This is a genomic window from Hymenobacter lucidus, from assembly GCF_020447265.1.
Classification (GTDB): domain Bacteria; phylum Bacteroidota; class Bacteroidia; order Cytophagales; family Hymenobacteraceae; genus Hymenobacter; species Hymenobacter lucidus.
Window position 1 is genome coordinate 1,203,112 of record NZ_JAJADR010000001.1, and the last position, 24,663, is coordinate 1,227,774.

19 protein-coding genes are annotated in these 24,663 nt (G+C 59.5%); 6 read left to right on the forward strand and 13 right to left on the reverse strand.

The window, feature by feature from the left end:
- Positions 1-177: 177 nt before the first annotated feature.
- The gene (locus LGH74_RS05135) at positions 178-1,137 is read left to right on the forward strand and encodes an energy transducer TonB (protein ID WP_226172977.1); all 960 of its coding nucleotides are present in this window, start codon (positions 178-180) and stop codon (positions 1,135-1,137) included.
- Between the two features lie 94 nt (positions 1,138-1,231).
- Here LGH74_RS05135 and trxA read toward each other — a convergent pair whose 3' ends face one another.
- From trxA to LGH74_RS05155, 4 genes are all read right to left on the reverse strand, one after another.
- A complete protein-coding gene (gene trxA, locus LGH74_RS05140; protein WP_135464677.1) occupies positions 1,232-1,561 on the reverse strand; it encodes a thioredoxin in 330 nt (109 codons plus the stop codon).
- 197 nt (positions 1,562-1,758) lie between these two features.
- A complete protein-coding gene (locus tag LGH74_RS05145) occupies positions 1,759-2,139 on the reverse strand; it encodes a hypothetical protein (protein WP_226172980.1) in 381 nt (126 codons plus the stop codon).
- Positions 2,140-2,210: 71 nt separating this feature from the next.
- On the reverse strand, positions 2,211-3,131 hold the full coding sequence (locus LGH74_RS05150) for a TIGR01777 family oxidoreductase (protein ID WP_226172983.1): 921 nt from the start codon (positions 3,129-3,131) through the stop codon (positions 2,211-2,213).
- 86 nt (positions 3,132-3,217) lie between these two features.
- The gene (locus LGH74_RS05155; RefSeq protein WP_226172986.1) at positions 3,218-3,736 is read right to left on the reverse strand and encodes a GbsR/MarR family transcriptional regulator; all 519 of its coding nucleotides are present in this window, start codon (positions 3,734-3,736) and stop codon (positions 3,218-3,220) included.
- Between the two features lie 306 nt (positions 3,737-4,042).
- Here LGH74_RS05155 and LGH74_RS05160 point away from each other — a divergent pair, with 306 nt between their 5' ends.
- A complete protein-coding gene (locus LGH74_RS05160; protein ID WP_226172988.1) occupies positions 4,043-4,519 on the forward strand; it encodes a YsnF/AvaK domain-containing protein in 477 nt (158 codons plus the stop codon).
- A gap of 52 nt (positions 4,520-4,571) precedes the next feature.
- Positions 4,572-5,429, forward strand: a complete 858-nt coding sequence (locus LGH74_RS05165) for a YsnF/AvaK domain-containing protein (protein WP_226172989.1) — start codon at positions 4,572-4,574, stop codon at positions 5,427-5,429.
- Between the two features lie 94 nt (positions 5,430-5,523).
- Here LGH74_RS05165 and LGH74_RS05170 read toward each other — a convergent pair whose 3' ends face one another.
- On the reverse strand, positions 5,524-6,975 hold the full coding sequence (locus LGH74_RS05170) for a DUF6563 family protein (protein WP_226172991.1): 1,452 nt from the start codon (positions 6,973-6,975) through the stop codon (positions 5,524-5,526).
- Between the two features lie 119 nt (positions 6,976-7,094).
- On the reverse strand, positions 7,095-10,778 hold the full coding sequence (gene dnaE, locus LGH74_RS05175) for a DNA polymerase III subunit alpha (protein WP_226172993.1): 3,684 nt from the start codon (positions 10,776-10,778) through the stop codon (positions 7,095-7,097).
- Between the two features lie 262 nt (positions 10,779-11,040).
- Between dnaE and LGH74_RS05180 the strand changes: the two genes are divergently transcribed.
- From LGH74_RS05180 to LGH74_RS05190, 3 genes are all read left to right on the forward strand, one after another.
- On the forward strand, positions 11,041-12,186 hold the full coding sequence (locus LGH74_RS05180; protein ID WP_226172995.1) for a DUF4249 domain-containing protein: 1,146 nt from the start codon (positions 11,041-11,043) through the stop codon (positions 12,184-12,186).
- 74 nt (positions 12,187-12,260) lie between these two features.
- Entirely contained in the window at positions 12,261-13,412 is a 1,152-nt protein-coding gene (locus LGH74_RS05185; RefSeq protein ID WP_226172997.1) for a DUF4249 domain-containing protein, read from the forward strand.
- A gap of 350 nt (positions 13,413-13,762) precedes the next feature.
- The gene (locus LGH74_RS05190; protein WP_348532985.1) at positions 13,763-14,872 is read left to right on the forward strand and encodes a fatty acid desaturase family protein; all 1,110 of its coding nucleotides are present in this window, start codon (positions 13,763-13,765) and stop codon (positions 14,870-14,872) included.
- 29 nt (positions 14,873-14,901) lie between these two features.
- Here LGH74_RS05190 and LGH74_RS05195 read toward each other — a convergent pair whose 3' ends face one another.
- The 7 genes from LGH74_RS05195 to LGH74_RS05225 all read right to left on the reverse strand — a co-directional run bounded on the left by LGH74_RS05195 (position 14,902) and on the right by LGH74_RS05225 (position 24,620).
- Positions 14,902-16,113: an NAD(P)/FAD-dependent oxidoreductase gene (locus tag LGH74_RS05195; protein ID WP_226172999.1), complete on the reverse strand. Its 1,212-nt coding sequence runs from the start codon at positions 16,111-16,113 to the stop codon at positions 14,902-14,904.
- A gap of 154 nt (positions 16,114-16,267) precedes the next feature.
- Positions 16,268-17,098, reverse strand: coding sequence for a LysM peptidoglycan-binding domain-containing protein (locus tag LGH74_RS05200; RefSeq protein ID WP_226173002.1), 831 nt, complete (start codon positions 17,096-17,098; stop codon positions 16,268-16,270).
- A gap of 54 nt (positions 17,099-17,152) precedes the next feature.
- Positions 17,153-19,318: a lytic transglycosylase domain-containing protein gene (locus LGH74_RS05205; RefSeq protein WP_226173005.1), complete on the reverse strand. Its 2,166-nt coding sequence runs from the start codon at positions 19,316-19,318 to the stop codon at positions 17,153-17,155.
- Positions 19,319-19,576: 258 nt separating this feature from the next.
- Entirely contained in the window at positions 19,577-22,531 is a 2,955-nt protein-coding gene (locus LGH74_RS05210) for a TonB-dependent receptor (protein ID WP_226173008.1), read from the reverse strand.
- Positions 22,532-22,673: 142 nt separating this feature from the next.
- Positions 22,674-23,315 (reverse strand): O-methyltransferase, encoded by a 642-nt coding sequence (locus LGH74_RS05215; RefSeq protein WP_226173011.1) that lies wholly within the window; start codon positions 23,313-23,315, stop codon positions 22,674-22,676.
- Positions 23,316-23,337: 22 nt separating this feature from the next.
- Positions 23,338-24,096, reverse strand: a complete 759-nt coding sequence (locus LGH74_RS05220; RefSeq protein WP_226173014.1) for a DUF4184 family protein — start codon at positions 24,094-24,096, stop codon at positions 23,338-23,340.
- An 80-nt stretch (positions 24,097-24,176) separates the two neighbouring features.
- Positions 24,177-24,620, reverse strand: coding sequence for a YDG/SRA domain-containing protein (locus LGH74_RS05225; protein ID WP_226173017.1), 444 nt, complete (start codon positions 24,618-24,620; stop codon positions 24,177-24,179).
- Between the last annotated feature and the right edge of the window lie 43 nt (positions 24,621-24,663).

A 24,663-nucleotide genomic window follows, 5' to 3' on the forward strand; every position in this document is an offset into this window, starting at 1 on the left:
GGCGGCTGCCAAGGATTTTGTTTCTGCACTTTTCCTGGAAACGGTAACCGGGAAATGTGAGTATAGCTACTGTATACCCCGGGCCTAAAGCAGTAGATTTAACGTCTGGTATAGCGGCACTTGGCTATAAGAGGGTTAGTGAGTATCTTTCCTTTGCTGATTTTTGTCTGGAAATCCATGAAAGCGCTTCTCTTTGCATTTTTAGCCGCTACGGCCCTCCTGCCCACCGCCCGTGCGCAGAGTCTGCCCGCGGTATACCTGAATGCCCGGGACGAAGAAACCGTGCCCGATAGTGCCACGCACTACCGCATCGTGGACCGAAAGAAAGGCGAAGGCGGCTACGCCATGCGCGACTACGCCCTGAACGGCACACTGCTACTGCGCGGTACCATCACCGGTATGGAACCCGCCGTACGCAATGGCCTTTTTACCTGGTACCACCCCAACGGCACCAAGGCCGGGCAGGTCCATTACCGCAACGACGAGGCCGATGGCGTGTACGTGTCGTGGTACGAGGATGGCAAAGTAAGCCAGCGGGGCGAATACGCCGACGGCATGAAGGTAGGCAAATGGCTGAGCGTGCACCGCAATGGCCAAAAGCGTTCCGAAGGCACCTACGTGGCCAGCCGCCCCCACGGCGAGTGGCGCTACTACTATGATACCGGCCAGTTGAGTGCCGTTGAGAAGCTGGAAAACGGGCGGAGCACCAACCTCAAATTCTTCAACCTCGATGGGGAGTTGTACGCCGGTGTGCCCCGGCGGCGGCAGTCGGCGGAGTTTCCCGGTGGGCAGGCCGCGCTGATGCAATATCTGGCCCGCAATACGATGTACTCCAAAGCTGCCCGCCGCAAGAATATCACCGGCAAAGTCTACGTATCCTACACCGTGGGCGAAGATGGCCGCGTAAGCCAGGTGCGGGTAGTGCGCGGCCTGGCCCCGGAAGTCGACATTGAGGCCCGGCGGGTGGTAGCGGCGCTGCCGGCCTTTCGGCCGGGCCGCGAATACAACGTGCCCACGGCTATGACCTACACGCTGCCCATCATGTTTGCGCCCAACTTCAAGCTGTTTGGTGGGGTGAAAGCTACCCAGTCGCCGCCTACCGAGGCGCGGGCCGGCAACCCCGACGACAGCTATTAGCTACAATTTTCAACTCACGGGGACCCGCACAGAAAAGCCCTGCTCTTCGGTTGAAGGGCAGGGCTTTTTCTTGTATTGCTTACCGCAGGGCAGCTTAGGCAGTTACCTGGGCGTCCAGTTTCTGGGCCAGTACGTGCTTAGGCACGGCACCTACCTGCTTGTCCACAATTTGGCCGTTCTTGAACACGAGCAGCGTCGGGATGCTGCGGATGCCAAACTTGGCTGAAGTCTGCGGGTTGGAGTCTACGTCAACTTTGCCAATCACGGCGCGGCCTTCATATTCACCGGCCAGCTCTTCAACTACCGGACCGACCATGCGGCACGGACCGCACCACTCGGCCCAGAAATCCACGAGCACGGGTTTATCGGAGTTGATGATTTGGTCGAAGTTAGCATCGGTAATTTCGATGGCTTTATGTCCCATGACAATAGGGGGTTTGTGGTGACAGTTAAAATGCTCCTTACGAAACTTGGGGCCGCAAGGTAGCAGATTGCGAGTTCAACAAGTCCCGCGCCGGAAAGTTTCATGCCGCCAGGTTGGCAGATGCTTTTCCGAAGCCACCCAAGCGTCCCCGCCGGACCAAGCCTGATCAGGCTGGTACCAGTAGGGCCGCCGGCTGGTTATTTATCGACCACGAAATTATAAGTACGGGCGTATTCCTGAGCCTTGTGGCGGAGCTTATAAAACACGTAAAGATTGAAGAAGTGCATGCCGCCCAGAATCAGAATGATGGTGCCAATCTTGATGCTGAGCGTCTCCACACTGGCCTGGTAGCTGCCAATAACCTCGGTGCTGCGCAGTGTGAGGGTAGCATAGCCGATGTTGATGAGGTAAAAGCCCGTGAGTAGAAGCTTATTCACGGAGTCAGCCAGCTGCTCGTTGCCGTGGAAAATGTCGACCAGAAACGTGCGGCCGTTGGTGAAAAGAGTGCGGGCTACCCACACCGTGAGCAGTACCGTGACGGGCAGATAAACGCCGTAAACCAGCAGGTGATAATTCATGGCAAAGAAAGATTTAGGTGAAAAATAAATGGTGAAAAAAAGCGCGGAGCCCGGCAAGGTCCCGCCAGAAGTCAGGGAAGCTGGGGCAGCAGGTCGGCTAGGGCTTGCTCGCAGGAGGGGAATATAAACCGGAACCCAGCCTGCAAAAGCCGCTGCGGCGCCACTTTGCGGCTTTTCAGGATCAGTTCGGTTTCGGTACGCAGCACAAAGGCCCCGATTTCGAGTAGCCACCGGGGCTGGGGCAAGTGCCACTTTGGCTGGTAATAACGGTCGAGCAATGCGTTAAACTCCTGATTTGGCAGAGGTTGGAGCGCGCAGAGGTTCACCGCGCCTTCCAGCCCGGGCGTATCTAGCAGAAACTCCACGGCCCGGCAGAAATCCTGGATGTGCAGCCAGCTTACCCACTGCTGCCCGCTGCCCTGCGGCGTGCCCAGCCCAAACTTGGCCAGCCGCGCCATTACAGGCAGTGCACCGCCATCGGCGCCCAGTACAATGGCCGTGCGCAAGGCCACGCGCCGGGTGCGGGGCGCGGCAGCCAGCCAGAACTCGGCTTCCCACCGCTGGGCCACCATTTCCGAAAAGTTGCGGCCGATGAGCCCGGCGACTTCCGTGTTGGCCGGCTGGCTGCCCTCGGTGTGCTGGTAAATTGTGCTTGTGGAAGAGTTGAGCCACACGGCCGGCGGGTTGCGGCAGGCCGCTACGGCCTCGCCCAGCACGCGGGTGCTGTCGGTCCGGCTACGGACAATGGCGGAGCGGTTGGCGGCCGTGTAGCGGCAGTCCACGGACTTGCCGGCCAGGTTAATCAGGGCGGTAGCACCTTCCAGCTCCGTGGCCCAGGCGCCCAGGGTGCGGCCATTCCAGCGCACTGCTCCCGATGCGGCCGCGCCCCGGGCCAGCACTACTACTTGGTAGCCCAACTGGGTAAAATACTGGGCCAGATGTCGACCCAAGAAGCCGTTGCCACCCGCGAGAATCAGTTTGGGCCGTTCCATAGTGCGTATTGAAAGAGGAAAGCGGTGATAATTAATTTTAAACTTTCAGTAACAAATGAAAGATTTAAGTAAAAAAATAAGCTCCGTCAGCCCGGCCGCATAAGTTTCATAAACGTGCTCAAAAACCAGTTTTCATCGGCCTTAATGAGGGTGGAAGCAGCCCGGTTGGCGAAGTCGGCAAAGTTCTGTACGCTGCCAATCATTTCGGTGAAGGCGGCCGTTTCCTCCGGGGTGGCTGTGGCGGAGGGCTCCACGTGGCTGATTTCGCCCAGCACCCGCAGAATAGGCTCCAACTCCCGCTTGCGGCGCTCTTTCAGAATGAGCGTAGCCACCTTGTGGATATCCTTCTCGGCCGAGAAAAACTCCCGCCGCTCGCCGGGCCGCAGCTCCTTGCGCACGATGCCCCAGTCCATAAGGGCGCGCACGTTCATGTTCACGTTACCCCGCGAAATCTGCAACTGCTCCATGATGTCTTCGGTACTGAGCGCACCCACCGAAACCAGCAGCAGCGCGTGTACCTGCGCCATGGTGCGGCTCACGCCCCAGGCCGAGCCCAAGGTGCCCCAGCCTTCAATAAATCTGCGTTTGGCTTCGTCGAGTTGCATGGCTCAAATGTATACGGATATTCTGTACTTTCAATAAAAAGTGAAAGTTATTTTTCTGTATTATAATAAACTCACAGAATCGTTGATTTTTCCATCTATTGTGGCTTTTCATCATCTTGATTTTGTCTAAAGCACCTGGTTGAGCTAACGTTGCCAGACTTGTGGCAATCCGTGGATAGAATCAATTTATTTTAAATATGTTATAATATATATTGAATAAATGCAGTGCAATTAGGGCGCTTTGAACAGCTCCAAACCGGGCTCAACAGTAGGAACCCTGAAAAAAGGTCCGCGTAAGATTGGGCCATGGACCCAAATTCTGCTTCTGCGCTTTCACCTGACCAAGCCCGGCCAACTGTCCTCGACGCGGGGCAGACCCGGGTAATTCCCGTCATTGAAGAACAGGCCGTCATTACCCGCGAGGTGGTGGAAAGCGGCCGGGTACGGCTGGCCAAAACCGTGCATGAGCGGGAAGAACTATTGGAAATTCCGCTGCAGCACGAAGAAGTGCTGGTAGAGCGAATTCCCGTCAATCAGTTTGTGGCCGATGGCGCCACGGCTCCCGGGCTGCGCTACGACGGCGACACAACCATTATTCCAGTGTTGCGAGAAGTGGTAGTGACGCGCCTGCTGGTAGTGGAGGAAATCAGGGTGACGAAGCGGGCAGTGAGCACCACGTTACGCCAGCCCATTACGCTGCGTCACGAAGAAATGCACGTAAGCCGGCCGGCGGCCGCAGGGGCTGCTTCCGAAGAATCAGCCCGAGCCACTCCCACGGAATAGTACTTAGTGCCCTTACTCATACTTACCCACCAACCCTAAACGACTTTTAACCATGAGCCAGACCGTAGTAGGAATTTTCGACAATGCCCAGGAAGCGCAGCAGGCCGCCCGTCAACTCGCTGCCGCTGGTTTCACCCAAGAAAACGTAGATATCTCATCAGGCGGTGCCAGCACTGCCGGTGGTAGCAATAGCAGCAATTACCAAAACACCAGCGGCACGACTACCGAAGCAGTAGGGGATGCCGCGGGCCGCACTGGCGACAGTGTTAGCAACTTCTTCAGCAACCTGTTTGGGGGCGATGATTCGGAGGATGCTCGGCGGTATTCGCACGTTGCCCACCAGGGCCACTCGGTTGTGACGGTGCATTGCCAGTCGGCGGAGCACGCCCGGCAAGCCGCCGAAATTCTCGATAGCGCCGGTGCCGTGGACGTGGACGAGCGGGCGGCCCAGACGGGCTACGCGGGAGCCAACAGCCTGCAAGCCGGAGCCGCCACGGGGCAAGCTGGCATGTCGGCCCAGGTGATTGAAGAAAATCTACAGGTAGGCAAGCGGGTTGAGCAAACGGGCGGGGCCCGCCTGCGGAGTCGCATTGTGGAACGGCCCGTGGAAGCCAGCGTACGGCTGCGCGAAGAGCACGTAAACGTGGAGCGCCACGCAGTGAACCGCCCGGCTACCGAGGCCGATTTCAACGCCTTTAAAGAAGGGGAAATCGAAATTACGGAAAGCGCTGAGCGGGCCGTAGTAGGCAAAGAAGCCCGGGTAGTAGAAGAAGTAACGCTGGGCAAGGAAGTAACCGAGCGGGAAGAAACTATCCGGGATACGGTGCGCAAAACCGAGGTTGACGTAGAGCGCCTGGACAACACGACCACCAACCAGCGCGGCATGACAGATGATGAGCGCCGGGCGTAACCAGGCCTGAGTGAGAACACAAAAAAGGGAGCCAAGTAATTGGCTCCCTTTTTTGTGATTGGTTTGAGCCAGTGCCGCCGAAAGTGCAGCCGGCTTATTTGGGGGGAGCTGCCCGCAGCTTGTCCAGCGCGTCGAGGTCGGCCTCGCCCTGCGCGGCTGGCACCCACTGCCAGGCCGGCAAACCCGCCGCGGGAGTCGTCAGCACTTTGAGGTAGTTGAGCCGGGTGGCATCCGGAACGAGCAGCTGGCAGGGGTTGGGCGTGGGCAGGCCCAGGCACAGGCGCATCATGCGGGCATGGTAGGGCCACTGGAGCTCCAGGTATTCATTGGGCCGGAGCTGCCCAACTTCCCGGCCCTCCAGAAACACGGCCACCGGCGCGGCCGAAGCGTCGGCCGGCCGGTAGAGGTACACGTAGGCCGTATCAGAATGAGCCGGGTGGGGGCGGAGCGGGTTAGGAAACGGCGCCGCCTGGCCCGTGCGCATATCAATGGCGTAGGGGGTGGGCTCCCCGCTATGGTTGGGGGCGTGCACGCGGGCCACGCCGGTTACCATAGCCCGCGCCTGGGCATCGGAGCGGGCCCGCATGTACTCCACATCCAGGGGCTTTTCGCCCACGAACGTGAAGAAATTCCCTTGGCGCATCAGGGGAAAATACTGCTTGTCGTACTGCACGTAGAGCTGCTGCCCGTCGGAAAAGCCCCAGGCGGTTTTGCTGACAGGCTGCTTTTTGCCCTCATTATCCATTGCCTCCGGCCGAAAGCGGGCCACGCCAAACCACAACAGGCGGCCGTTGCTGCCCCGCAGGCGTAGCGGCACCGTGTCGGGCCGTACGGCCAGGATGGTATCGGGGCGGTTGGCCAAAAACTGCTCGAAGCTGTAGTACACACCCCGGCGCGGGGCTTCCCGTAGAATAGCAGGCAAGGGTGTTTTTTTGCCGGCGGCAGTTACTGCCACGGGCACATCGGTGGCCAGCTGCGGCAGCGTGCGGGCCGGCGTCAGCTTGGGTTGGGCCCAGTCGGGCGCGGTTACCTGGCCCAGGCACTGTTGCAGCAGCAGGGCAATGTGCGTGGGGTGCTGCTTGGTGGTTTCCATGGCCCGCTTGGAAGTGTGGGCCGCCACGCTCTGCACAAAATGGTAGCCGTCGGGCAGGTGCTCGTACACGTCGGCGGCCAGGTCGGCGCTGGCTACTTCCGTCAGGCCGCCCAGTTGCTCACTGATGCGCAGCTGGCGCAGGCACAGCACCACGGCATGGTCGGTGGGACGGGCCGGCAGCTGCTGTTGCAGGAACGTAGTCAGCTCGGCTTCCAGGCCGTTGCGGAAAAGCACTGCCGCCGTTCGATTGTCGAGGCCGCGGTAAACCAAGCCGATGGTGGGCTTGCCGGGCCGGCCATCTACCACTGTTTCGACGTGCAGCGTGCGGTCCGGCAGTGCCAGCTGCGCGTGGCTTAGGTCGAGGTAGTAAATCTGGGCCTGGGCGCGGCCGGCCAGCAGGCTGCACAAAGCCAGGCACAACAGAGCTGGCCAGAAACGAACGAATGACAGCATCGGCTGATAAATCGGATAGGATAGAAGGAGTCGTAAAATACGTACTCAACTCACGCCAAAAGCGGCTTGCAGAATATTTTCCGCAAGCCGCTTTCAACAGTTGCCAAGCTATGCTAGGCTTAAATCAGCTGGCAGGCGTCAATTTCCATTTCGCGCATCTTGCGGATAAACTCCTTGGGCTCGATGCGGTAGCGGCGCGAATAGGTATCCACGGCCAGGTGTTCGTGGGGCTCGGCAAACTTGATTTCGAGCTTTTTGGAGCCCGCGCAGCCTTCCACGGCTTCCATAAACCGGTCCATGAAGGGCTCGGTGATGGTGCGCAGATCCAGCTGCACCCGCACGCCGTTGGCCAGCTTCTCGGCCACGTTGAAGAGCGGCTCCATGGTCATGATCTTGAACTCGAACTGGTCGGAGTCGCGGAAGCGCTGGGCGTATTTGCCTCGCACAAACATGGGCGGCACTTGCTCCTTGTCGTAGTTGCGCGGGTTAATCAGGGCCGAAAACTTGGAGTAGTCGTCGCGGAACAGCGCCAGGTTGATGCTCGACTCGTAGTCTTCGATGTTGAAGCTCACAAAAGGCTGGCCGGTTTTGGTGGTTTTGAACATAACGTTCGAAATCAGTCCGGCTACCGTGATGTCGCGGTTTTTGTAGGTCTCAATCTTGTCGAGCCCGCAGGTGCAGTACGAGTCGATTTCGAGCTTGAAGTCGTCGAGCGGGTGGCCCGAGAGGTAAAAGCCCACGATTTCCTTTTCCCGGCGCAGCTTCTCAGTAGGGCTCCAGGGCTCGATATCCTGAATCTTGGGCATGGGAATGGCCATTTCACCGCCCCCACCGCCGAAGAGGCTCTGCTGGGCCGATTCCTTGGCGGCCTGATGCTGCTGGCCCACCTTCATGGCCTTCTCGATGAGGTTCTGGTCGTTGCCGGGAGCCTCCAGGAACTGGCGGCGGTGGTAACGCTCAAACGAGTCGAAGGCGCCGGCCTGGGCCATGCTCTCGAAGGTTTTCTTGTTGACGGCTCGCAGGTTTACGCGGCGCGCAAAGTCGAAAATGTCCTGGTAGGGGCCGCCCTTTTCGCGCTCCTGCACGATTTCCTCCACCGCAGCCTCGCCCGAGCCCTTCATAGCGGCCATGCCGAAGCGAATCTGGCCCTGGGCATTCACGTTGAACTTCAGAATGGATTCGTTTACGTCGGGGCCCAATACGGCCACGCCCTGCTTGCGGGCCTCCTCGATAAAGAACGTCACCTTCTTGATGTCGCCCATGTTGTTGGTGAGCACGGCGGCCATGTACTCGGCAGGGTAGTGGGCCTTGAGGTAGCCAGTCTGGTAGGCTACCACCGAGTAGGCGGCGGAGTGGGAGCGGTTGAAGCCATAGGCCGCAAACTTCTCCATCACGTCGAACACCTCGTTGGCCTTTTTGGCCTTAATGCCGTGCAGCTTCTCGGCGCCTTCGCAGAATTTCTCCCGCTCCAGGGCCATCTTCTTCATGTCCTTCTTACCCATAGCCCGGCGCAAGAGGTCGGCGCCGCCGAGGGAGTAGCCGGCCAGGATCTGGGCCGTCTGCATGATCTGCTCCTGGTACACCATGATGCCCTGGGAGTAGTTCAGAATCGGCTCCAGCAGCTCGTGGGGGTAGTCTACCACTTCGCGGCCGTGCTTGCGGTTGATGAAGTTCGGGATGAACTGCATCGGGCCCGGCCGGTAGAGGGCGTTCATGGCAATCAGGTCCTCGATGTTGGTGGGCTTGAGGTCCTTGAGGTACATGCGCATGCCCTCGGATTCGAACTGGAAGGTGCCGATGGTGTCGCCACGCTGGTAGAGCTCGTAGGTTTTGGGGTCGTCAATCGGAATTTCGTCGATGTCGATTTTGACCCCGTGGTTTTTCTCAATCAGGTTGATGGCATCGACGATGATGGTCAGGGTTTTGAGGCCCAGAAAGTCCATCTTGAGCATCCCCGCGCTTTCGATGACCTTGCCGTCGAACTGGGTGATGAGCAGGTCCGAGTCCTTGGAGGTGGAGACGGGAATGTACTTCGTAATATCGTCGGGCGCGATGATGACGCCGGCGGCGTGGATGCCGGTATTGCGCACCGAGCCCTCGAGCTTTTCGGCCAGGCGCAGAATCTGCCCGCGAAGGTTGTCGGGGGCGTCGTCGCGGCGGATCATGTCGAGCTCCTGGTTTTCGGCAAAGGCTTTGGCCAGGGTCGTGCCTACCTGTTCGGGCACCATCTTCACCAGGTCGTTGGCAATGGGCAGGGGCAGCTCCATAGCGCGGGAAACGTCCTTAATCGACGATTTGGCGGCCATGGTACCGAAGGTGATAATCTGGGCCACCTGGGTTTTGCCGTACTTATCCACCACGTAGTCGATAACGCGCTGGCGGTTCACGTCGTCGAAGTCGATGTCGATATCGGGCATCGATACGCGCTCCGGGTTCAGGAAACGCTCGAACAGCAGCGAGTACTTAATCGGGTCGATGTTGGTGATGCCAATGCAGTAGGCCACCGCCGAGCCCGCCGCCGAGCCCCGCCCCGGCCCCACGGCTACGCCGATGTTGCGGCCGTGGTTGATGAAGTCCTGGGTGATGAGGAAGTAGCCGGCAAAGCCCATCGTTTCAATCACGCGCAGTTCGTAGTCGAGGCGCTCCTCAATTTCGGGCGTGCGCTCGGAGTAGCGGCGCTTGGGCCCTTCGAAGGCCCCTTTGAAGGTGAGGTGGCGCAAAAAGGCGTCGGCCGTGGGGTGCTCGGGCGGCAGGGGAAAGTTGGGGAGCAGAATGTCGCGCTGCAGCTTGGGCGGCGTGATTTTGTCCACGATTTCGTTGGTGTTGTCCACGCTTTCGGGCACGTCGCTGAACAGCGCGTTCATCTCGGCCTGGTTCTTAAAGTAGAACTGGTCGTTGGCAAAGCCGAAGCGGGCCCGGGGCTTGGGGCTCTGGGCTTCCTCATCGATGCGCTGGAGCTGGCGGCGGATGGTGGCATCCTGGCCGGAGAGGTGGCGCAGGTTGTCGAGGTGGTCGTAGTGAACCTTGTTGTCCTGCGAAATCAGGCGGAAATACTGGGTCTGGAAGTCGCCGACCGGGATGCTGTGCTCCTCACCGGTATTGACGCAGAGCAGGATGTCGTGGGGCGCAAAGTCCGTCTGCTCCACGTAGTGCGAGTCGTTGGTGCAGATGACTTTGACGTTATACTTCTTGGCCAGGCCCAACAGCACCTGGTTCACGTCTTCCTGGCTTTTGCCGGTGCCGTCGAAGTTCATCAGCCCGTGGCGCTGAATCTCGATGTAGTAGTCGTCCTCGAACACGTCGAGCCACCACTTGAGCAACTCCTCGGCCTTGGCTTCGCTCTGAAAAAGAATGGCCTGGGGAATTTCGGCGCCGATGCAGCAGCTGGTGGCAATCAGACCCTCGTGGTACTTGAGCAGCAGCTCCTTGTCGATACGCGGAAACTTGCTGTAGACGCCCTCAATAAAGCTCATCGAGCAGAGCTTGCTCAAGTTATGGTAGCCAGCCTGGTCTTTGGCCAGCAGCAGCTGGTGGTAGCGCTTGTCCCGCTCGCCTTTTTCCCGGCTAAAGGCCTTTTTGTGGCGGTCTTCCACCATGTAGAACTCACAGCCCACAATGGGCTTCACATTGTACTTGTTGGCCTCGGCCACGAAGTTGAAGGCCCCGAACATATTGCCATGGTCGGTGAGGGCTACGGCTGGCATGCCGTCGGCCTGAGCCTTTTTCATCAGGGCCGAAATGCTGGCCTGGCCATCGAGCAGAGAGTATTGGGTGTGGGAGTGCAGGTGCGAGAAGACGGGCATGGGCAAGGAGCAGCGCGCCATTAGGGGCACGAAGCGGGAAGTAAAGTTACCGCCGCTGAGCGGGAAAGGAAAGTTGGAAAAGCGCTGCTTTTTGCGTAATCAAAGTAGCCGCGGGGGCAATGGGTTGAGACTCTGGATGGCGACGAATAAGTAGCTGCTGGGGCCGCTGCGGCCGGCCTTGCCCCGCTACTGCGCACCATAAGCAGCACAGTACGTGTTTACTGTCTATATTTACTCTATTACCGCTATATTCTGACCTGCCATGGCACACCTGTTTACAATTAAACGCTACTATTATCTGCTGCTACTAATGCTGTTTAGTGGTTGTATCGACAGCTATGCGCCGGACGTCATCGAGCATCCGGAGAGCTTTCTGGTGGTGGACGGCTTCATCAACAGCCGCGGGGTAACGACTATTCGCCTCTCGCGCACGGTGAGCTTGCAGAACAACGGCACGATTCCGGTCGAAACCAAGGCCGTGCTCTACCTCGAGGACGAGGCCGGGCTGCGCTACCCGCTGGTCGAGGGCAAGGCCGGCACCTACCAGTCGGCGGCCCTGACGCTGAGCACGGCCAAAAAGGTGCGCCTGCGCATCAAAACAGCCGCGCAAAAGGACTACGCCTCCGACTATGCCACCGTGAAGGTGACGCCCGCCATTGATTCTGTATCGTGGCGGCTGCAGGATGGAGGCGTCCAGATTTTTGCCAACACCCACGACGAAACGGCGCAGTCGCGCTACTACCGCTACGAGTACGATGAAACCTGGGAGTTTACCTCCGCCTTCAATACGTACCTGGAGTACAATGCCAAGGAAAAGAAGGTGCAGCGCCGCTCCGATGATATTTACCACTGCTGGCGCACCGAAAACCCGACGGCTATCAAGCTGGGCAACTCGGTGAAGCTGGCCCGGGATATTATGTCGGAGTACCCCATCACGCTGTTGCCCTCGAACTCGGAGAAGCTAGGCACCCGCTACAGCATCATTGTGCGGCAGTATGCCTTGTCGGTAGAAGAATACGTGTACTGGGAGGCCCTGAGCAAGAATACCGAAAATATCGGGACGCTGTTTGATCCGCTGCCGACGCAGCTCACCGGCAACGTGCATAACCTGAACGACGCTTCCGAAACCGTAATTGGGTTTGTGGGGGCGCACTCGCTGGAGCAAAAACGCATCTTTATTCACTATACCCAGCTGCCCCTTACACGCTACATGACGGGCTACGAAGGTTGTGAGGCCGAAGTCGTGCCCGTTCCGGGTGAGCCCTGGTCAGATCCTCTGCAGTACTTCATCAACGGGGAGTTTATTCCGCTGGCCGAAGTGGGGGCGGGGAGCTATAAAATTGCCCCTAAATTCTGCGTTGATTGCCGCTTGCGCGGAACCACGGTGAAGCCCAGCTTCTGGCCCTAAGCAAGCGCGCAACCGGTGCTGTGCATCGCTGAACCCTGCCCACCGTATTTACTTCGCTACCGCTCAAACCCGTAATGAAATACCTGCTCAACTCTTTCTGTTACGCGTTTCTGGTAGTGCTGCTCAGTAGTTGTATCGACAGCTATGCGCCGGACGTCATCGAGCATCCGGAGAGCTTTCTGGTGGTGGACGGCTTCATCAACAGCCGCGGGGTGACGACCATTCGCCTCTCGCGCACGGTGAGCTTGCAGAACAACGGCACGATTCCGGTCGAAACCAAGGCCGTGCTCTACCTCGAGGACGAGGCCGGGCTGCGCTACCCGCTGGTCGAGGGCAAGGCCGGCACCTACCAGTCGGCGGCTCTGACGCTGAGCACGGCCAAAAAGGTGCGCCTGCGCATCAAAACCGCCGCGCAAAAAGACTACGCCTCCGACTATGCCACCGTGAAAGTGACGCCGCCCATCGACGCGGTGAACTGGCGCGTGCAGGACGGCGGTGTGCAGGTTTTCGTCAATGCCCACGACGATACCAAACAGTCGCGCTACTACCGCTGGGAGTACGAGGAAACCTGGGAGTTTACCTCCGCTTATCGGAGCTATCTGGAGTTCAAGGATGGCAAGATGCAGCCCCGGCGAGACGATATTTACCACTGCTGGAGCAGCGAAAACCCGACCGTTATCAAGCTGGGCAACACCGTGAAGCTGGCGCAGGATATCGTGTCGGATTTTCCGCTGCGGCTGTTGCCGTCCAACTCGGTGAAGCTGCGCTACCGCTACAGCATGCTGGTAAAGCAATATGTGCAGACCCCCGACGAGTATGCGTACTGGGAAGCTTTGCGCAAGAACACCGAAAGCATCGGGACGCTGTTTGATGCCTTGCCGACGCAGCTCACGGGCAATGTGCATAGCCTGAGCGACGCTTCGGAGGTCGTCATCGGCTTTGTGGGGGCGCACTCGATGACGCAAAAGCGGCTGTTTATCCATTACACAGAATTGCCCCGAGATTGGAAATATGAAACGGGCTACGAAAAATGCATGGTGCTGGATACCATTCCCAAGCCCGGTGAGCCGTCTTCGGTTAATGTGCTGTCCTATTTCCTCGATAACCTCTACGTTCCGGTAGATCAAGTGGTAGAAGCACCCCAGCTAACCTACGTAGCTTCCTCGGCCGACTGCATCGACTGCCGCAAGCGGGGAACCAATGTCAAGCCCGAATTCTGGCCATAAAAGCAGCGGCAACTACAAAGGAGCCAGAGCGGGGTAGCCAGATTGCACCGGCACTGCCGAAACCGCGGGAAATATTTTTTTGGGCTGGTAATCCAGTTGCCAAAACATGAAAAAGCGCCTTCAATGCTACTGAAGGTGCTTTTTGGCTTTACCGCCAAGGCGTTACCTATGGGCTCCTGAAGCTCGGCCGCTGCAATCTGGTTACCTTGCATAGCTCCACTGTAATTATTGTGAGCTGGCTGGCGTTAGGCAGCTGGCCCCTGAGCTTTATTGGGGCAGTTATTCTTTATTCCGGAAGCCAAGCGGTTTGCGGAGCTTGCATACTTATTCCGGCGCCACTTATTTAGCTGTTGTCTCAATTCACGGTCGAGCCCATCGACCCGTATGTGCCCATGAAGTATCTGGCTGCCCTTACCGACCCGGTCTACGACCAGACGGCCCCCGTTTCCCGCCTCGACGCGTTTTTTCTGGAGTATCTGCAGGATAAGCGGGATTTGCCTTTCGTGTACCTCACCCTACAGATATCGTTTACGCTGCTGCCGCTGGCCATTCTGCTGTTTGTGCCGGCTGTTACGGGCTGGGTGTGGTGGGCGGTGCTGGCCGTATACATGGGCCTGAGCAACGCCCGCTTCCGGGGCCCATACGGCCTGATGCAGCACTGCACCAGCCACCGGGTGTTCTTCAAGAAAAAGTACGGTTACCTCAACCACTATCTGCCCTGGGTAATTGGGCCGCTTTTCGGCCAAACCCCCGAAACCTACTTTACCCACCACTTGGGCATGCACCACCCGGAAAACAACCTGCCCGACGACGAGAGCAGCACCATGTTCTACCAGCGCGACTCGCTGCAAAGCTTTTTGCAATACCTCGGCGACTTTTTCGTGCAGGGCCTGCCCAAGCTGGCCCGCTACCTCACCCGGCGCAACAAGCTTACCCTGCGCCACCGCCTGGTGCGCGGCGAGTCCATTTATCTGGTTGTGACCCTGGCGCTGTGCTTCGTGAATCTGCCGGCTACAATAGCCGTTTTCATCTTTCCGGTGGTGATGGGCCGGGTAGTGATGATGCTGGGCAACTGGAGTCAACACGCCTTCATTGATGCCAACGCCCCCGACAACTGCTACAAAAACAGCGTTACCTGCATCAATACCAATTACAACCACAAGTGCTGGAACGATGGCTACCACATCAGCCACCACTTGCGGCCCGCCATGCACTGGACCGACCACCCGCACCATTTTCAGCAGAACGTGCAGCAGTATGCGCAGAATGATGCTATTGTATTCGACGGCATCCACTTCCTGCACATCTTCGCTTACCTCATGACCAAGCGCTACGACCTGCTGGCGAAAAACTTCGTGAACTTAGGAGAACGGTACGCCGATGACGCGGCTGTAATTGAGCTGCTCAAGAGCCGCACCCAGCGCATTGCCCGGCCCGTGTTGGTGGCCCAGGCCGCGTAGCGCAAACCATTTATTCTGACAAATGCGGCCTACCGCTCAAAGCCAAACGTACTCGCGTAGCGGTGTTGCCGGCCAGTAAGGGCGTCCCGGATGATTTCGGCGGCGAGCAGGCTGTAGGTAGTGCCGTTGCCACCGTAGCCCAGCGCAAACCAGACCTGGGGGAAATCGGGGTGCTGGCCGATGTAGGGCAGGCTGTCGTCGGTTTCGCCGTATACGCCGGCCCACACAAAGTCGCGGGTGAAAGCAATAGGCTGGTCGAACAACTCCTGAAACTGCTTTTCCAGCTTGTCGGCCTTGTTTTCGAGTAGGGCATTCTGAAATGTGGACTGCTTGATAACCTCGTCGCGGCCCCCAATCATGATGCGGCCGTCGGGGGTGCGCCGGGTATAGATGTAGGGGCGGGCCGTTTCCCAGAGTTGGGCGTCGCCGGTGGGCAGCGCATCGGCCTGGCCGGGGCGGCTGAGGACCACGTAGGTCGAGTGCAGATTTACGATGTCCCGAGGTACCAGGTCGGCGGCGGCAAACCCGGTGCAGACCACCACGTGCCCGGCCCGCACTTTGTGGCCGCCAGCCGTGTGCAGCGTCACACTTTTTCCACCTGAGTTCACCTCGTAGCGGAGTGCTTCGGTGCGCTCAAATACCCGCAGTCCGGCCAACTGGGCCTGTTGCAGCAGGGTGTGAGTCAGCTCATACGGATTGACTTCGGCTGTGTCGGCGGAGTAGAGCGCAGCAGGACTTTTGAGCTGAAAGCGTCGGAGCAGTTCGGCTTCCGGCAGAAACTCGTTACTAATGCCAATACCCCGGCGGGCATCGCCTTCTTCCTCCACCGCGGCTGCATCGGTCGGGCGGCTGGCCAGGTACAGGCTGTGGCAGTAGCGCAGGCCGCAGTCGGTGGGTAGCTCATGCTGGCAGAGGTGAGCCACGCCGTGCACACCGTAGAGGTTGGCCAGGTAAGCCTCATTGGCTCGTGCCACACCTACCTTTTTGCGCAAGTCTACCAGGTTTTCATCCAGCTCATACTGCAGCATGGCCGTGCTGGCCGACGTGCTGCCGGCCCCCACGTAGCGCTGCTCCAGCACCACGGCCCGCAGGCCGGCGCGCGTCAGGTAGTAGCCCAGCATAGCCCCGCTGATGCCCCCGCCTACGATTACGACATCACAAGTCACATCCTCGGTGAGTACCGGATAACGCACCAAACCCCGTTCGGTAATCCAGAACGGCTGCCCCGTCGTCAGAATCATATAATAGCTGGCAAACGATGATAAACGAACCCCGCCGCACCGGCGGCCGGGCAAAATCAGGTACGGCAAAGCTCCGCCCGCCGTTTTTGCCGTACCGCTCAAAACGAGAAAAGGCAGCCCGTTGGAGCTGCCTTTTCTGCTGAAAAACAAAAACTTACTTGCTGGTTTCGACCACCAGCACTTCTCCGATTTTTACCCCGCCATCGGCCTTTTTGTTCCAAGACTGAAGCTGGGCGGGCGTCACGCCGTATTGCCGGGAAATGCTGAACAGCGTTTCACCCTTCTGCACCGTGTGCCGCGTGGCGGCGCTGCTTGGAGCCGTAGTAGCAACCGGCGCAGCCGTAGCGGCCGGTGCTACTGGCTTGGCGGCCGTGCTCAGCGGTGCGACTTTGAAGGTAGCCGGGCTTTTGGCCGCCGGAGCCGGCTTGCTGGCCGCCAGAGCATTGCCGGCCGACGCGGGCCGGACCGCCGATTTGGCAGCAGGGGGCAGGGAAATAGTGCCCATCGGCTCGGGGGCGGGAGCGGCGGCTACGGGCGGCGCTGGTTTGGCTGTGCCCACGAAGCCTGAGGCGTGGAGTCGCTCGGCGGCGGCTTTGAGGTCGGGATTTTTGGCGGCGCGGGCATCGAAGCCTTTGAACTGCGGGCTGCGCATCAGCGTCTGCAGCTCAATCTGCCAGGGTTGCTGGCGCAGGCGCTGGGCCAGCACCTGCTGCTGCTCGCGGGGCAGGCTGGCCGTGTAGTGGCTCAGGCGCTGGTTCAGGGTGGGAATTTCCTGGAGCGCGGTTTCGATGAGCTGCACGGCGCGGGCGTCGCTGGGCTCGAAGTAGATTTGACGCAGCTGCCGGACGCTGGTTTGCACCAGGCCCGACATCACGCGCACGGAATCCTCGGAAAGGGCTGCCACGGGAGCCGGCTGCTGGGCCTGCGCGGCCACCGGCGCCGACAGCAAGCCGGTAAACAGAAATACTCGGAAGAAAGGACGCATTCGGATAATCAGAGAATTTGAAATCAAAAGCCGTTTAAAAATAGTGCCAACCGGCTATTTGGCGGGGTTAATAACCAGAACTTCGCCCAGCTTCACGTTGGAGTCGGCCTTGTTGTTCCACTCCATCACCTGCTTCACGCTCACGCCATACTTGCGCGCAATACCGTACAGCGACTCACCCGTCACCACTTTATGACTGACGGCCTCGGCACTGGCCGTGGCGGTAGCCGCGCCGGTTACCGGAGAAGCTGCAACAGTACCCACACTAGCCGCTGGGGCTGCTACACGCAGCACCTGGCCCAGGCGTAACGCCGGATTGGCTGGTAGATTGTTCCAGGTAATCAGGTCGGCGGGGCGCAGGGCGTATTTGCGGGCCACGGCATACAGGGTTTCCCCCTTTTGTACGGTGTGCTGGCCGTTGGCCGGAACGGGCTCTACGGTAGTGGCTGCTACTGGTGTGGCAGCGGGTTGAGTAGTCGGAATCGTTGGCGCTTTGGCTACCGCCGGAGCGGAAGTAGCAGTAGGTTTTGCCGGCGCGGCTGCCGTTGGTTTGGGAGCTACGGGTTCATCAGCAGGCTCGTCCTGGGGCTCATCGGCAATAGGGGAGGCGGCCGGCAATTGCTTTTTGGGCTGCTGGACGGCTACGGGCGCTTCTTTGGCGGCCGGTTTCAACGGCGCCGCTGGGGCCTTCGCCGTAGTCTGGGGCAGCTCGTTTAGGTTTTCCATGTGGTCGTCCGTCACGCTGTCGGCCTGGGTTACGGTGGCCGTGTTGGCCGGGGCCGACACGCTGTCGGCTTCCGCGGCATCTTCCAGAATCCGGCTGGCTGCGGCCGTAGTGCCGGTGTAGGGCTCGGCTTCGTCTTTCACCTTCTCCTTTTTCTTCGCCGGCTTGGCTGGGGCAGCTTGGGCTACTGCCGACTGCGGAGCCCGCTCGAAAGCGGCCAGCGCGGCGGTATTATCGGTTTTAGCGTACTCAATGGCTACTTCCTTGGGGCGGGTGTGTTGCAGCCACAGAATGCGGCCGGGCCGCAGCTCCTCGTTGCGGGGCATCCGGTTTTTGCTCCAGATAGACTTGGCCCGCACTCCGTATTTCTGCGACACGATGGCTACACTCTCGCCCGGCTGGGCTACGTGGTACTCCACAGCGGCCTTGTCCTTCTTTTTCTGCACGAAGTAGGGCTGGCCCACCACAATGTTGTCGAAGGCAAATAGGTCGTTGTACTGCATAAACCGGCGCATCTTCATGCCGGCGCGCTGGGCCAGGGTTTCCTTGTTGTCGCCGGGCAGGGCAATGATGGCGCGCAGCCCGTTTACCTGCACAAACTCGGCATTCTGCGGGTCGGGCTCGGGCTCATGCAGCAGCTGGGCCAGGGCCGTGGTTTTCTGCTGGGCCGCCATAGCCGTCAGCTGCAGCGGGTCGGTGATGGGCACCAGAATGGTGTAGGCCTTGTCCTGGGGCACGGCGGCGTTGTTGAGCAGCCACCGGTTGTGCTTAGCCAACTCGTCGGGGTTGGTTTGCAGGGAGGTAGCCATAGCCGCCAGCTGCTGACCGGCCATGGCGGGAAACTCCTGGAGCAGCATCGGCGGCTTGGGATTTTGGCCGCAGGCGGGCTCAAAAGCCACTTTGTGGGCCAGGAAGGTCAGAATATACGCGTGGGTCTGCTCGGAAATTTCCATTTCCGTGGCGTTAGCGTCGGTGGGCAGCGCGTAGGGCTTGGCCCCGGTTAGGCCCAGGTTGTAGCTCAGCAGCGTGTTTACCCAGTTGTGAAACGTGTTGTTGTTGCGCAGAAAATACTTAGCCGCCGCCCGCGACGAAGCCACGATGTGCTTCCGCTCGTCTACCACGTCGTTCACCAGCACGCCCAGCTCCGTGGCCGATTCGCGCTTGAACTGCCAGTAGCCCACCGCGTCATGGATAGACTGGGCCTCACCCTGCAGGCCGCTTTCCTGGAGCACGAGGTAGCGAAACTCCTGCGGCACGCCTTCGGTCTGAAAAACCCGGTCAATTATCGGGAAATAGGCATCGGCCAAGTTTACGCGGGCCTGAAACGAGGGCTGGTAGCGCCGGATGGCATCCACTTTCTGCTGAATAGCCATGCGGCCGCCGTCGGTGAGGCGCAGGTGCAAACCAGCAAAATACAGGTCGGCGGGAACCGGTACGCTTTGGGCCACGGCCAGCAGGGGCAGCACGCAAAGCAGGGTCAGTAGGAGTCTTTTCATAAAAGGCAATGCGGGAGCTCTGGCTTCAATCCTAATGCGCGCCAGAATTCACCGTATACAAAGTAGGCGAAAAAACCCTGGATGAGGCAGCAAAAGCCCTGAAATTGCTCAATTTTAGGGACAAAGCCCGTAGAATTAACGGCCGAAAATGCCCCGCCCTAGCAACCATTGGCCCTTAAAAGCCAAACGGGGCACCGACTCCCGAAAGAACCAGTGCCCCGCTTATAACAGAATTGCTTTCCGGAATTTCTGGCTTGGCTAACCGCCAAAACCACCCGGGCCACCCCCGCCGCCCGGTGGCCGGCCGCCGGGTGCGCCGCCGGGAGGGCCGAACTGGCGGTTTCCGTCGCGGGGCGCATCGGCCGGAGCACCGCCGCCGCCGAAGTTGCGCAGGTTGTAGGTAAACATCAGCATGAAGTAGCGCTGCAGAATGTTGGTGCGCACGTCTTCGGTGTAGGCGTCGGTGATGTTGCGCTGAATGCTGTTGTTCTGACCCAGCAAGTCGAAGGCAAATACCTTGATTTCACCCTGCTGCTTAGCAAACACCTTCTTGCCCAGGCTGGCGTTCCAGAGCACGAAGTTCTGGTTGTAGCCCGCCGTCAGGCCCCGGAAGGCCACGTGGTTCACATCCGACTGAAACGTGACGCCCTTCACCAGAATCCAGTTCAGGCGCAACGAGGTGTTCTGGCGGAAATACTGGCTGTTGCTCTGGCTCTGCACCGTGTTACGGGCGTAAGTCTGCGAAGAGTTAGAGGAGAGCGTGAAGTCCAGTTCGGGGCTGATGTTGCTGCTCAGCACCGCGCCCAGCCCGAAATTGGGGGCCCGGTTGTAGTTGAGCAAGCCGTTGACGAAGCCCGGCGTCTGACTGAAGGTAGCCGAGGCGTTCAGGTTCAGGTTCGACTTCAGTGTCTTCAGCGGCAGCGTGTAGTTGCCAAACGTGCGCAGCGAATATTGCTTGTTCAGGTTGATGGGCCGGATAATGGTACCACCCGCCGGCACGATAACGCCGCCGATTTCGGTTGGCTCGCGCACCACCGTGGTGCTATTGGCAATGGAATTATCGGTGTAGGAGCCACCCACCAGCGCGAAGAAGGAGCGCGAGGTTTCGGGCTGCGACGAGGAGTAGCGCAGAAACAGGTTGTGAGTGTATTCCTGGGCCAGGTCGGGGTTGCCGGTCCGGATCTGGAGCTGGTTGGAGTTGTTCACCACTTCCTGGAGCTGACTGATGCTTGGGTTCTGGGTGCGGGTCTGGTAGTTGAGGCGCAGATTCTGCTGACGCGAAAATTTGTACTGCACCGTGGCGTTGGGCAGCACGCTCCAGAAGGGCCGGTCGGTGGTGGCAGTGCGCGGAAATTCTTGCTCGTTGTGCAGCTGCGCGTGTTGCAGCGAGGTGCCCACGGCCCACTCCAGCTTCTCAAACTGGTAGCGGTAAGTCAGGCCGCCGGAGTTGGTGGTATAGCGGCTCGTAAACACGTTGCTCAGGTCCTCGTTCAGCTCCCGCTGCTCGCCGGGCAGCAGGTTAAAGGTCTTCTTATCCGAGTCGTTGGGCGCGTAGTTGATGGTGTAGTTCAGCTGCAGCTGGCTTTTCAAACTCAGCGGCTCGGTGTAGTTGGCCGAGCCATTCCAGGTCCACCCGATCTGGTCGAGGCGGGAATACTGGCTGGTCTGGCTGAGCGTAAACTCGGGCCGCGAAGTGTAGTCGTAGTTGTCAGAATACAGGTAGTTATCCGCGTCCCGGTCGTTGTAGGTCGTGTTCAGACCCAGGGAGAACGTGCGGCCGCGCTTCAGAAAGCGGTGGCGGTACAGAATCTGGTTGGTGAGCGTAATACCATTTTGGGCCGAGTTGTAGCGGCTCAGGTTGGCGCTCTGGGTACTGTCGCCGAAGTCGGAAAAAGCGCCCAGGTAGGTGCGCCCGTCCAAGTTGCTCTTGCTCGTGTTGCGCTGCATTGTGAAGCGCGGCTGCCAGAGAATGGAGTTCAGCGAGTCGAACTTGTGCTCCAGGCGCAGGTTGAAGCGGTTGTTGATATTGCGCGCCGAGCCGTCCGACACCTCGTCGTAGCCAAGGGTGCGGCCCCGGGTCAGCACGTTGTAGAGGCGGTTGGTGGTGCTGTTCGAGGCGTTGTCGCTCAGGTTGAAGAAGTAGCTGGCCTGCGCCTCGGTTTTCTTGCCAAAGGTGTTGGAGTAGTTCAGGCCCAGCGCGTGGGTCGTGGAAATGCCGCTGGCCTGGTTTACCAGGAAGTTGCCGGCATTGCCACCGCCGCCCTGCTGGCCGCCGCGGTTGCCGCCCCCGCCGCGGTTGCCGCCCTGGCCACCCCGGGCTCCACCGCCGCCCTGGGCCGAGGTACCGATAACGCCCAGCAAATCGTCGGTGCCGAAGTTCTGCTCGTTCACGTTGTTGGACTGCGCCACGATGGAAAAGCGCCGGGCACCTTTAAACGAGTTGATGTTACCACTGACCCGGTATTTGTCCCGGTCCTGGTCAGGACCGTAGCCGGCCACGATGCGCCCAAACTGCCCGTTGCGGAAGCTGGGCTTGGTCACGATGTTGATGGTTTTTTCGGTGTTGCCGTCGTTGAAGCCCGTGAAGGCCGACTGGTCGCTGCGCCGGTCATACACCTGAATCTTGTCGATGGCCTCGGCTGGCAGGTTTTTGAGCACCGCGTCGGGGTCCGAGCCGAAAAACTCCTTGCCATCCACCAGCACCCGCTGCACCTGCTCGCCCTGAGCCTGCACTTTGCCATCCGTTACCACCACGCCGGGCATTTTGGTAATCAGATCCTGGGCGTTGGCGTCGGGGTTGGTTTTAAAAGCCCGCGAGTCATACTGCGTCGTGTCGCCTTTCTGCACCGAGGAGGCCGCCTGGCCCACCACTTCCACACCTTTCAACTTCACCTGGTCGGTGGCCAGCGTCAACGAGCCCAGCGCCACCGGAGCGGCAGCTACTTCCACCGGCCGGCGCAGCGTCTGGTAGCCCAGAAACGACACCGTCAGCACGTAGCGGCCGGGCGCCGTTGGTATCTCGAAGCGGCCGTTGGGGTCTACGGCGGTGCCAGTCTTCACCGAGTCGGGCAGGCGAATAAGCAGCACGTTGGCCCCAATCAGCGGCGACTGGTCGGTGATATCAACTACTCGCCCCGATACGGGGTATGTTTGCGCGAATACGGGAGCTGTAAGCAGCCAAAACAACAGAAATACAATACCTTTTCTCATCATACTATTGAGCCTGAAGCTCAATAGACGGGGCTTTGAGCTAAATGTTTAATCGGGTCGGTTAAAAAATTATCGATTGTGTAAACCGAAACTGAGTTTCGATCAGACCCTTAATCAAGCAAATAGTTGCTGCCAGCGGCTAAAATTACCGTTTGCGAACCATCAGCAGCCCGTCGCGCAGGGGCAGAAATACATTCTCCACCCGCTCATCCTGTTGCACAAAATCGTTGAAGGCCCGCACGGCGTGAGCGTCTTTGTCGGCGGGTTTCAGATGGTACGAGGGTAATGCCTTGCCGCTCCACAACACGTTGTCAATCAGAATAAAACCACCAGGGCGCACCTGGGGCAGCACCAGCTCGTAGTAGCGGGCGTTGTTTATCTTATCGGCGTCGATGAACACTAAGTCCCAGGTTTCGGTGAGGGTGCCGAGCACGGCCGCCGCGTCGCCGATGTGCATATGGATGCGCCCGGTGAGGCCGGCTTCGGCCACGTAGCGCTGCACGCGGGCCTCCAGCTCGGGGTTTTGCTCCACGGTGTGCAGCTCGCCATCGGGCGTGAGGCCTTCGGCCAGGCACAGCGCCGAATAGCCCGTAAAAGTGCCCAGTTCCAGCACGCGCCGGGGCCGCACCATATGGCTGAGCATACTCAGTACCCGGCCCTGCAAATGCCCCGAGAGCATGCGTGGGGCCAGTACCTGCACGTGGGTTTCGCGGTTGAGGCGGCGCAGCAGCTCGGGTTCGGGCGTGGTGTGGTATTCGGCGTAGGCCTGGAGGTCGTCGGAATGCACGGCAGCAGATGGAAATGAATAACTAAAAGGTAGTGGTGGGCAGTGCGCACTGGCGGCGCAGCGTGCCGGCGGCTACCAGCACACCTACCAGGCCAGCACTCATGCCCGTTACCAGCACCGAGTTGGCATCGAGGGGCCAGATGAGCGCCGAATACACCATAAACGGGCCCCAAAGCAGGATCAGGACGGCGGCAGTAGCTAGCCAGAACGTGAACCGGGTGCGGGTGGGCGGCGGGGCCGGAGTAGGCCGGGCAGGCAGGGCCAGCACAAACCAACCGATGCTGCCCAAGCCCACAAACGTACTCACATATTGCAAAAACGTGTAGAGCGGCCAGCCCAGCTGAAAGCCCGGTAAAGGCTGCTGCAATAAGGGCCAACTCATGACCACCAAACCGTCGTTGTGAGTAAACCAGTCCCAAACAATATGGGACGCGCAGCCCAGCAGCGCGCCCAGCAGCACTGGCCCCGAAAACAGCCGCCGCACTGGCCAGGTAGTCCCCACTAGTGGCAGCAGCCGGGCCCGCAGCACGGCGGGCAGGCACTGGGTCAGGGGCAGCTTCACCAGCTTGTGAAACAGCCAGGCAAAGGCCATAATCAGCGGCAGATCCAGCCAGAAGATACCGGCCAGCGTGTGTCCGTAGATGCCATCGGGCCGCAGCCGCAGAAAATACTCAAAATCGGGCGCCATTGCCCCCAGCACCAGCCCCGTAGCCGAAAGCTGACGGTGTAGGGGCCGCAGCAGGGGTAAAACCAAGGCCGGATGGGCGGGCGTGAAAGGCATGCCGCTAACTGTTCGGGCGAGAGAAGGCAGAAAATGGGACCAAAGCGCAAAGAACGACAAATCGAGCGGGAGCAGTATACTCAGCTGCGCAACGGCCGGAGTGTAAACAGCCAGATAAAGAAGCCCGACCGGCCCCGCACATACTGCGCTGCCTGCACCTGGTACAGCCCTTCGTAGCGGTACACGCTTAACCCATCTTCGGCTACCACTTTATGCAGTACCCGCACTGGTAATTGGGTTTCCAGACTTTTGTGGAAAGCCCGATTACGGTCGGTCAGCTCCTGGTCGGCCGCCTGCCGGCCGGTTTTGGGGTCCCGGCCACCGTGCCCGGCATACAGAATCGTGTCCTCAGCAAATACGTCGTCTTCATACTGCCCCGCCAGCACGATGGAGTCGACACCCTCGGCCGCGGTACCGCTGACACCCGCCCGCACCGGCCGGTGCACCCGGGCCGCACTCATTTCCAGCCGTGAAGCAAAGGTGTCGCCGGGCCGGTAGGTGCCTATGTGGCCAAATACGCGCATGACTAAAATTGTGAAGTTGTGAGATGGTGAAGTTGTGAGTTGT

Coding starts and splice junctions, on each gene's coding strand:
- LGH74_RS05135 (WP_226172977.1), top strand. CDS start 178: ATGAAAGCGCTTCTCTTTGCATTTTTAGCCGCTACGGCCCTCCTGCCC.
- trxA (WP_135464677.1), bottom strand. CDS start 1,561: ATGGGACATAAAGCCATCGAAATTACCGATGCTAACTTCGACCAAATC.
- LGH74_RS05145 (WP_226172980.1), bottom strand. CDS start 2,139: ATGAATTATCACCTGCTGGTTTACGGCGTTTATCTGCCCGTCACGGTA.
- LGH74_RS05150 (WP_226172983.1), bottom strand. CDS start 3,131: ATGGAACGGCCCAAACTGATTCTCGCGGGTGGCAACGGCTTCTTGGGT.
- LGH74_RS05155 (WP_226172986.1), bottom strand. CDS start 3,736: ATGCAACTCGACGAAGCCAAACGCAGATTTATTGAAGGCTGGGGCACC.
- LGH74_RS05160 (WP_226172988.1), top strand. CDS start 4,043: ATGGACCCAAATTCTGCTTCTGCGCTTTCACCTGACCAAGCCCGGCCA.
- LGH74_RS05165 (WP_226172989.1), top strand. CDS start 4,572: ATGAGCCAGACCGTAGTAGGAATTTTCGACAATGCCCAGGAAGCGCAG.
- LGH74_RS05170 (WP_226172991.1), bottom strand. CDS start 6,975: ATGCTGTCATTCGTTCGTTTCTGGCCAGCTCTGTTGTGCCTGGCTTTG.
- dnaE (WP_226172993.1), bottom strand. CDS start 10,778: ATGCCCGTCTTCTCGCACCTGCACTCCCACACCCAATACTCTCTGCTC.
- LGH74_RS05180 (WP_226172995.1), top strand. CDS start 11,041: ATGGCACACCTGTTTACAATTAAACGCTACTATTATCTGCTGCTACTA.
- LGH74_RS05185 (WP_226172997.1), top strand. CDS start 12,261: ATGAAATACCTGCTCAACTCTTTCTGTTACGCGTTTCTGGTAGTGCTG.
- LGH74_RS05195 (WP_226172999.1), bottom strand. CDS start 16,113: ATGATTCTGACGACGGGGCAGCCGTTCTGGATTACCGAACGGGGTTTG.
- LGH74_RS05200 (WP_226173002.1), bottom strand. CDS start 17,098: ATGCGTCCTTTCTTCCGAGTATTTCTGTTTACCGGCTTGCTGTCGGCG.
- LGH74_RS05205 (WP_226173005.1), bottom strand. CDS start 19,318: ATGAAAAGACTCCTACTGACCCTGCTTTGCGTGCTGCCCCTGCTGGCC.
- LGH74_RS05210 (WP_226173008.1), bottom strand. CDS start 22,531: ATGATGAGAAAAGGTATTGTATTTCTGTTGTTTTGGCTGCTTACAGCT.
- LGH74_RS05220 (WP_226173014.1), bottom strand. CDS start 24,096: ATGCCTTTCACGCCCGCCCATCCGGCCTTGGTTTTACCCCTGCTGCGG.
- LGH74_RS05225 (WP_226173017.1), bottom strand. CDS start 24,620: ATGCGCGTATTTGGCCACATAGGCACCTACCGGCCCGGCGACACCTTT.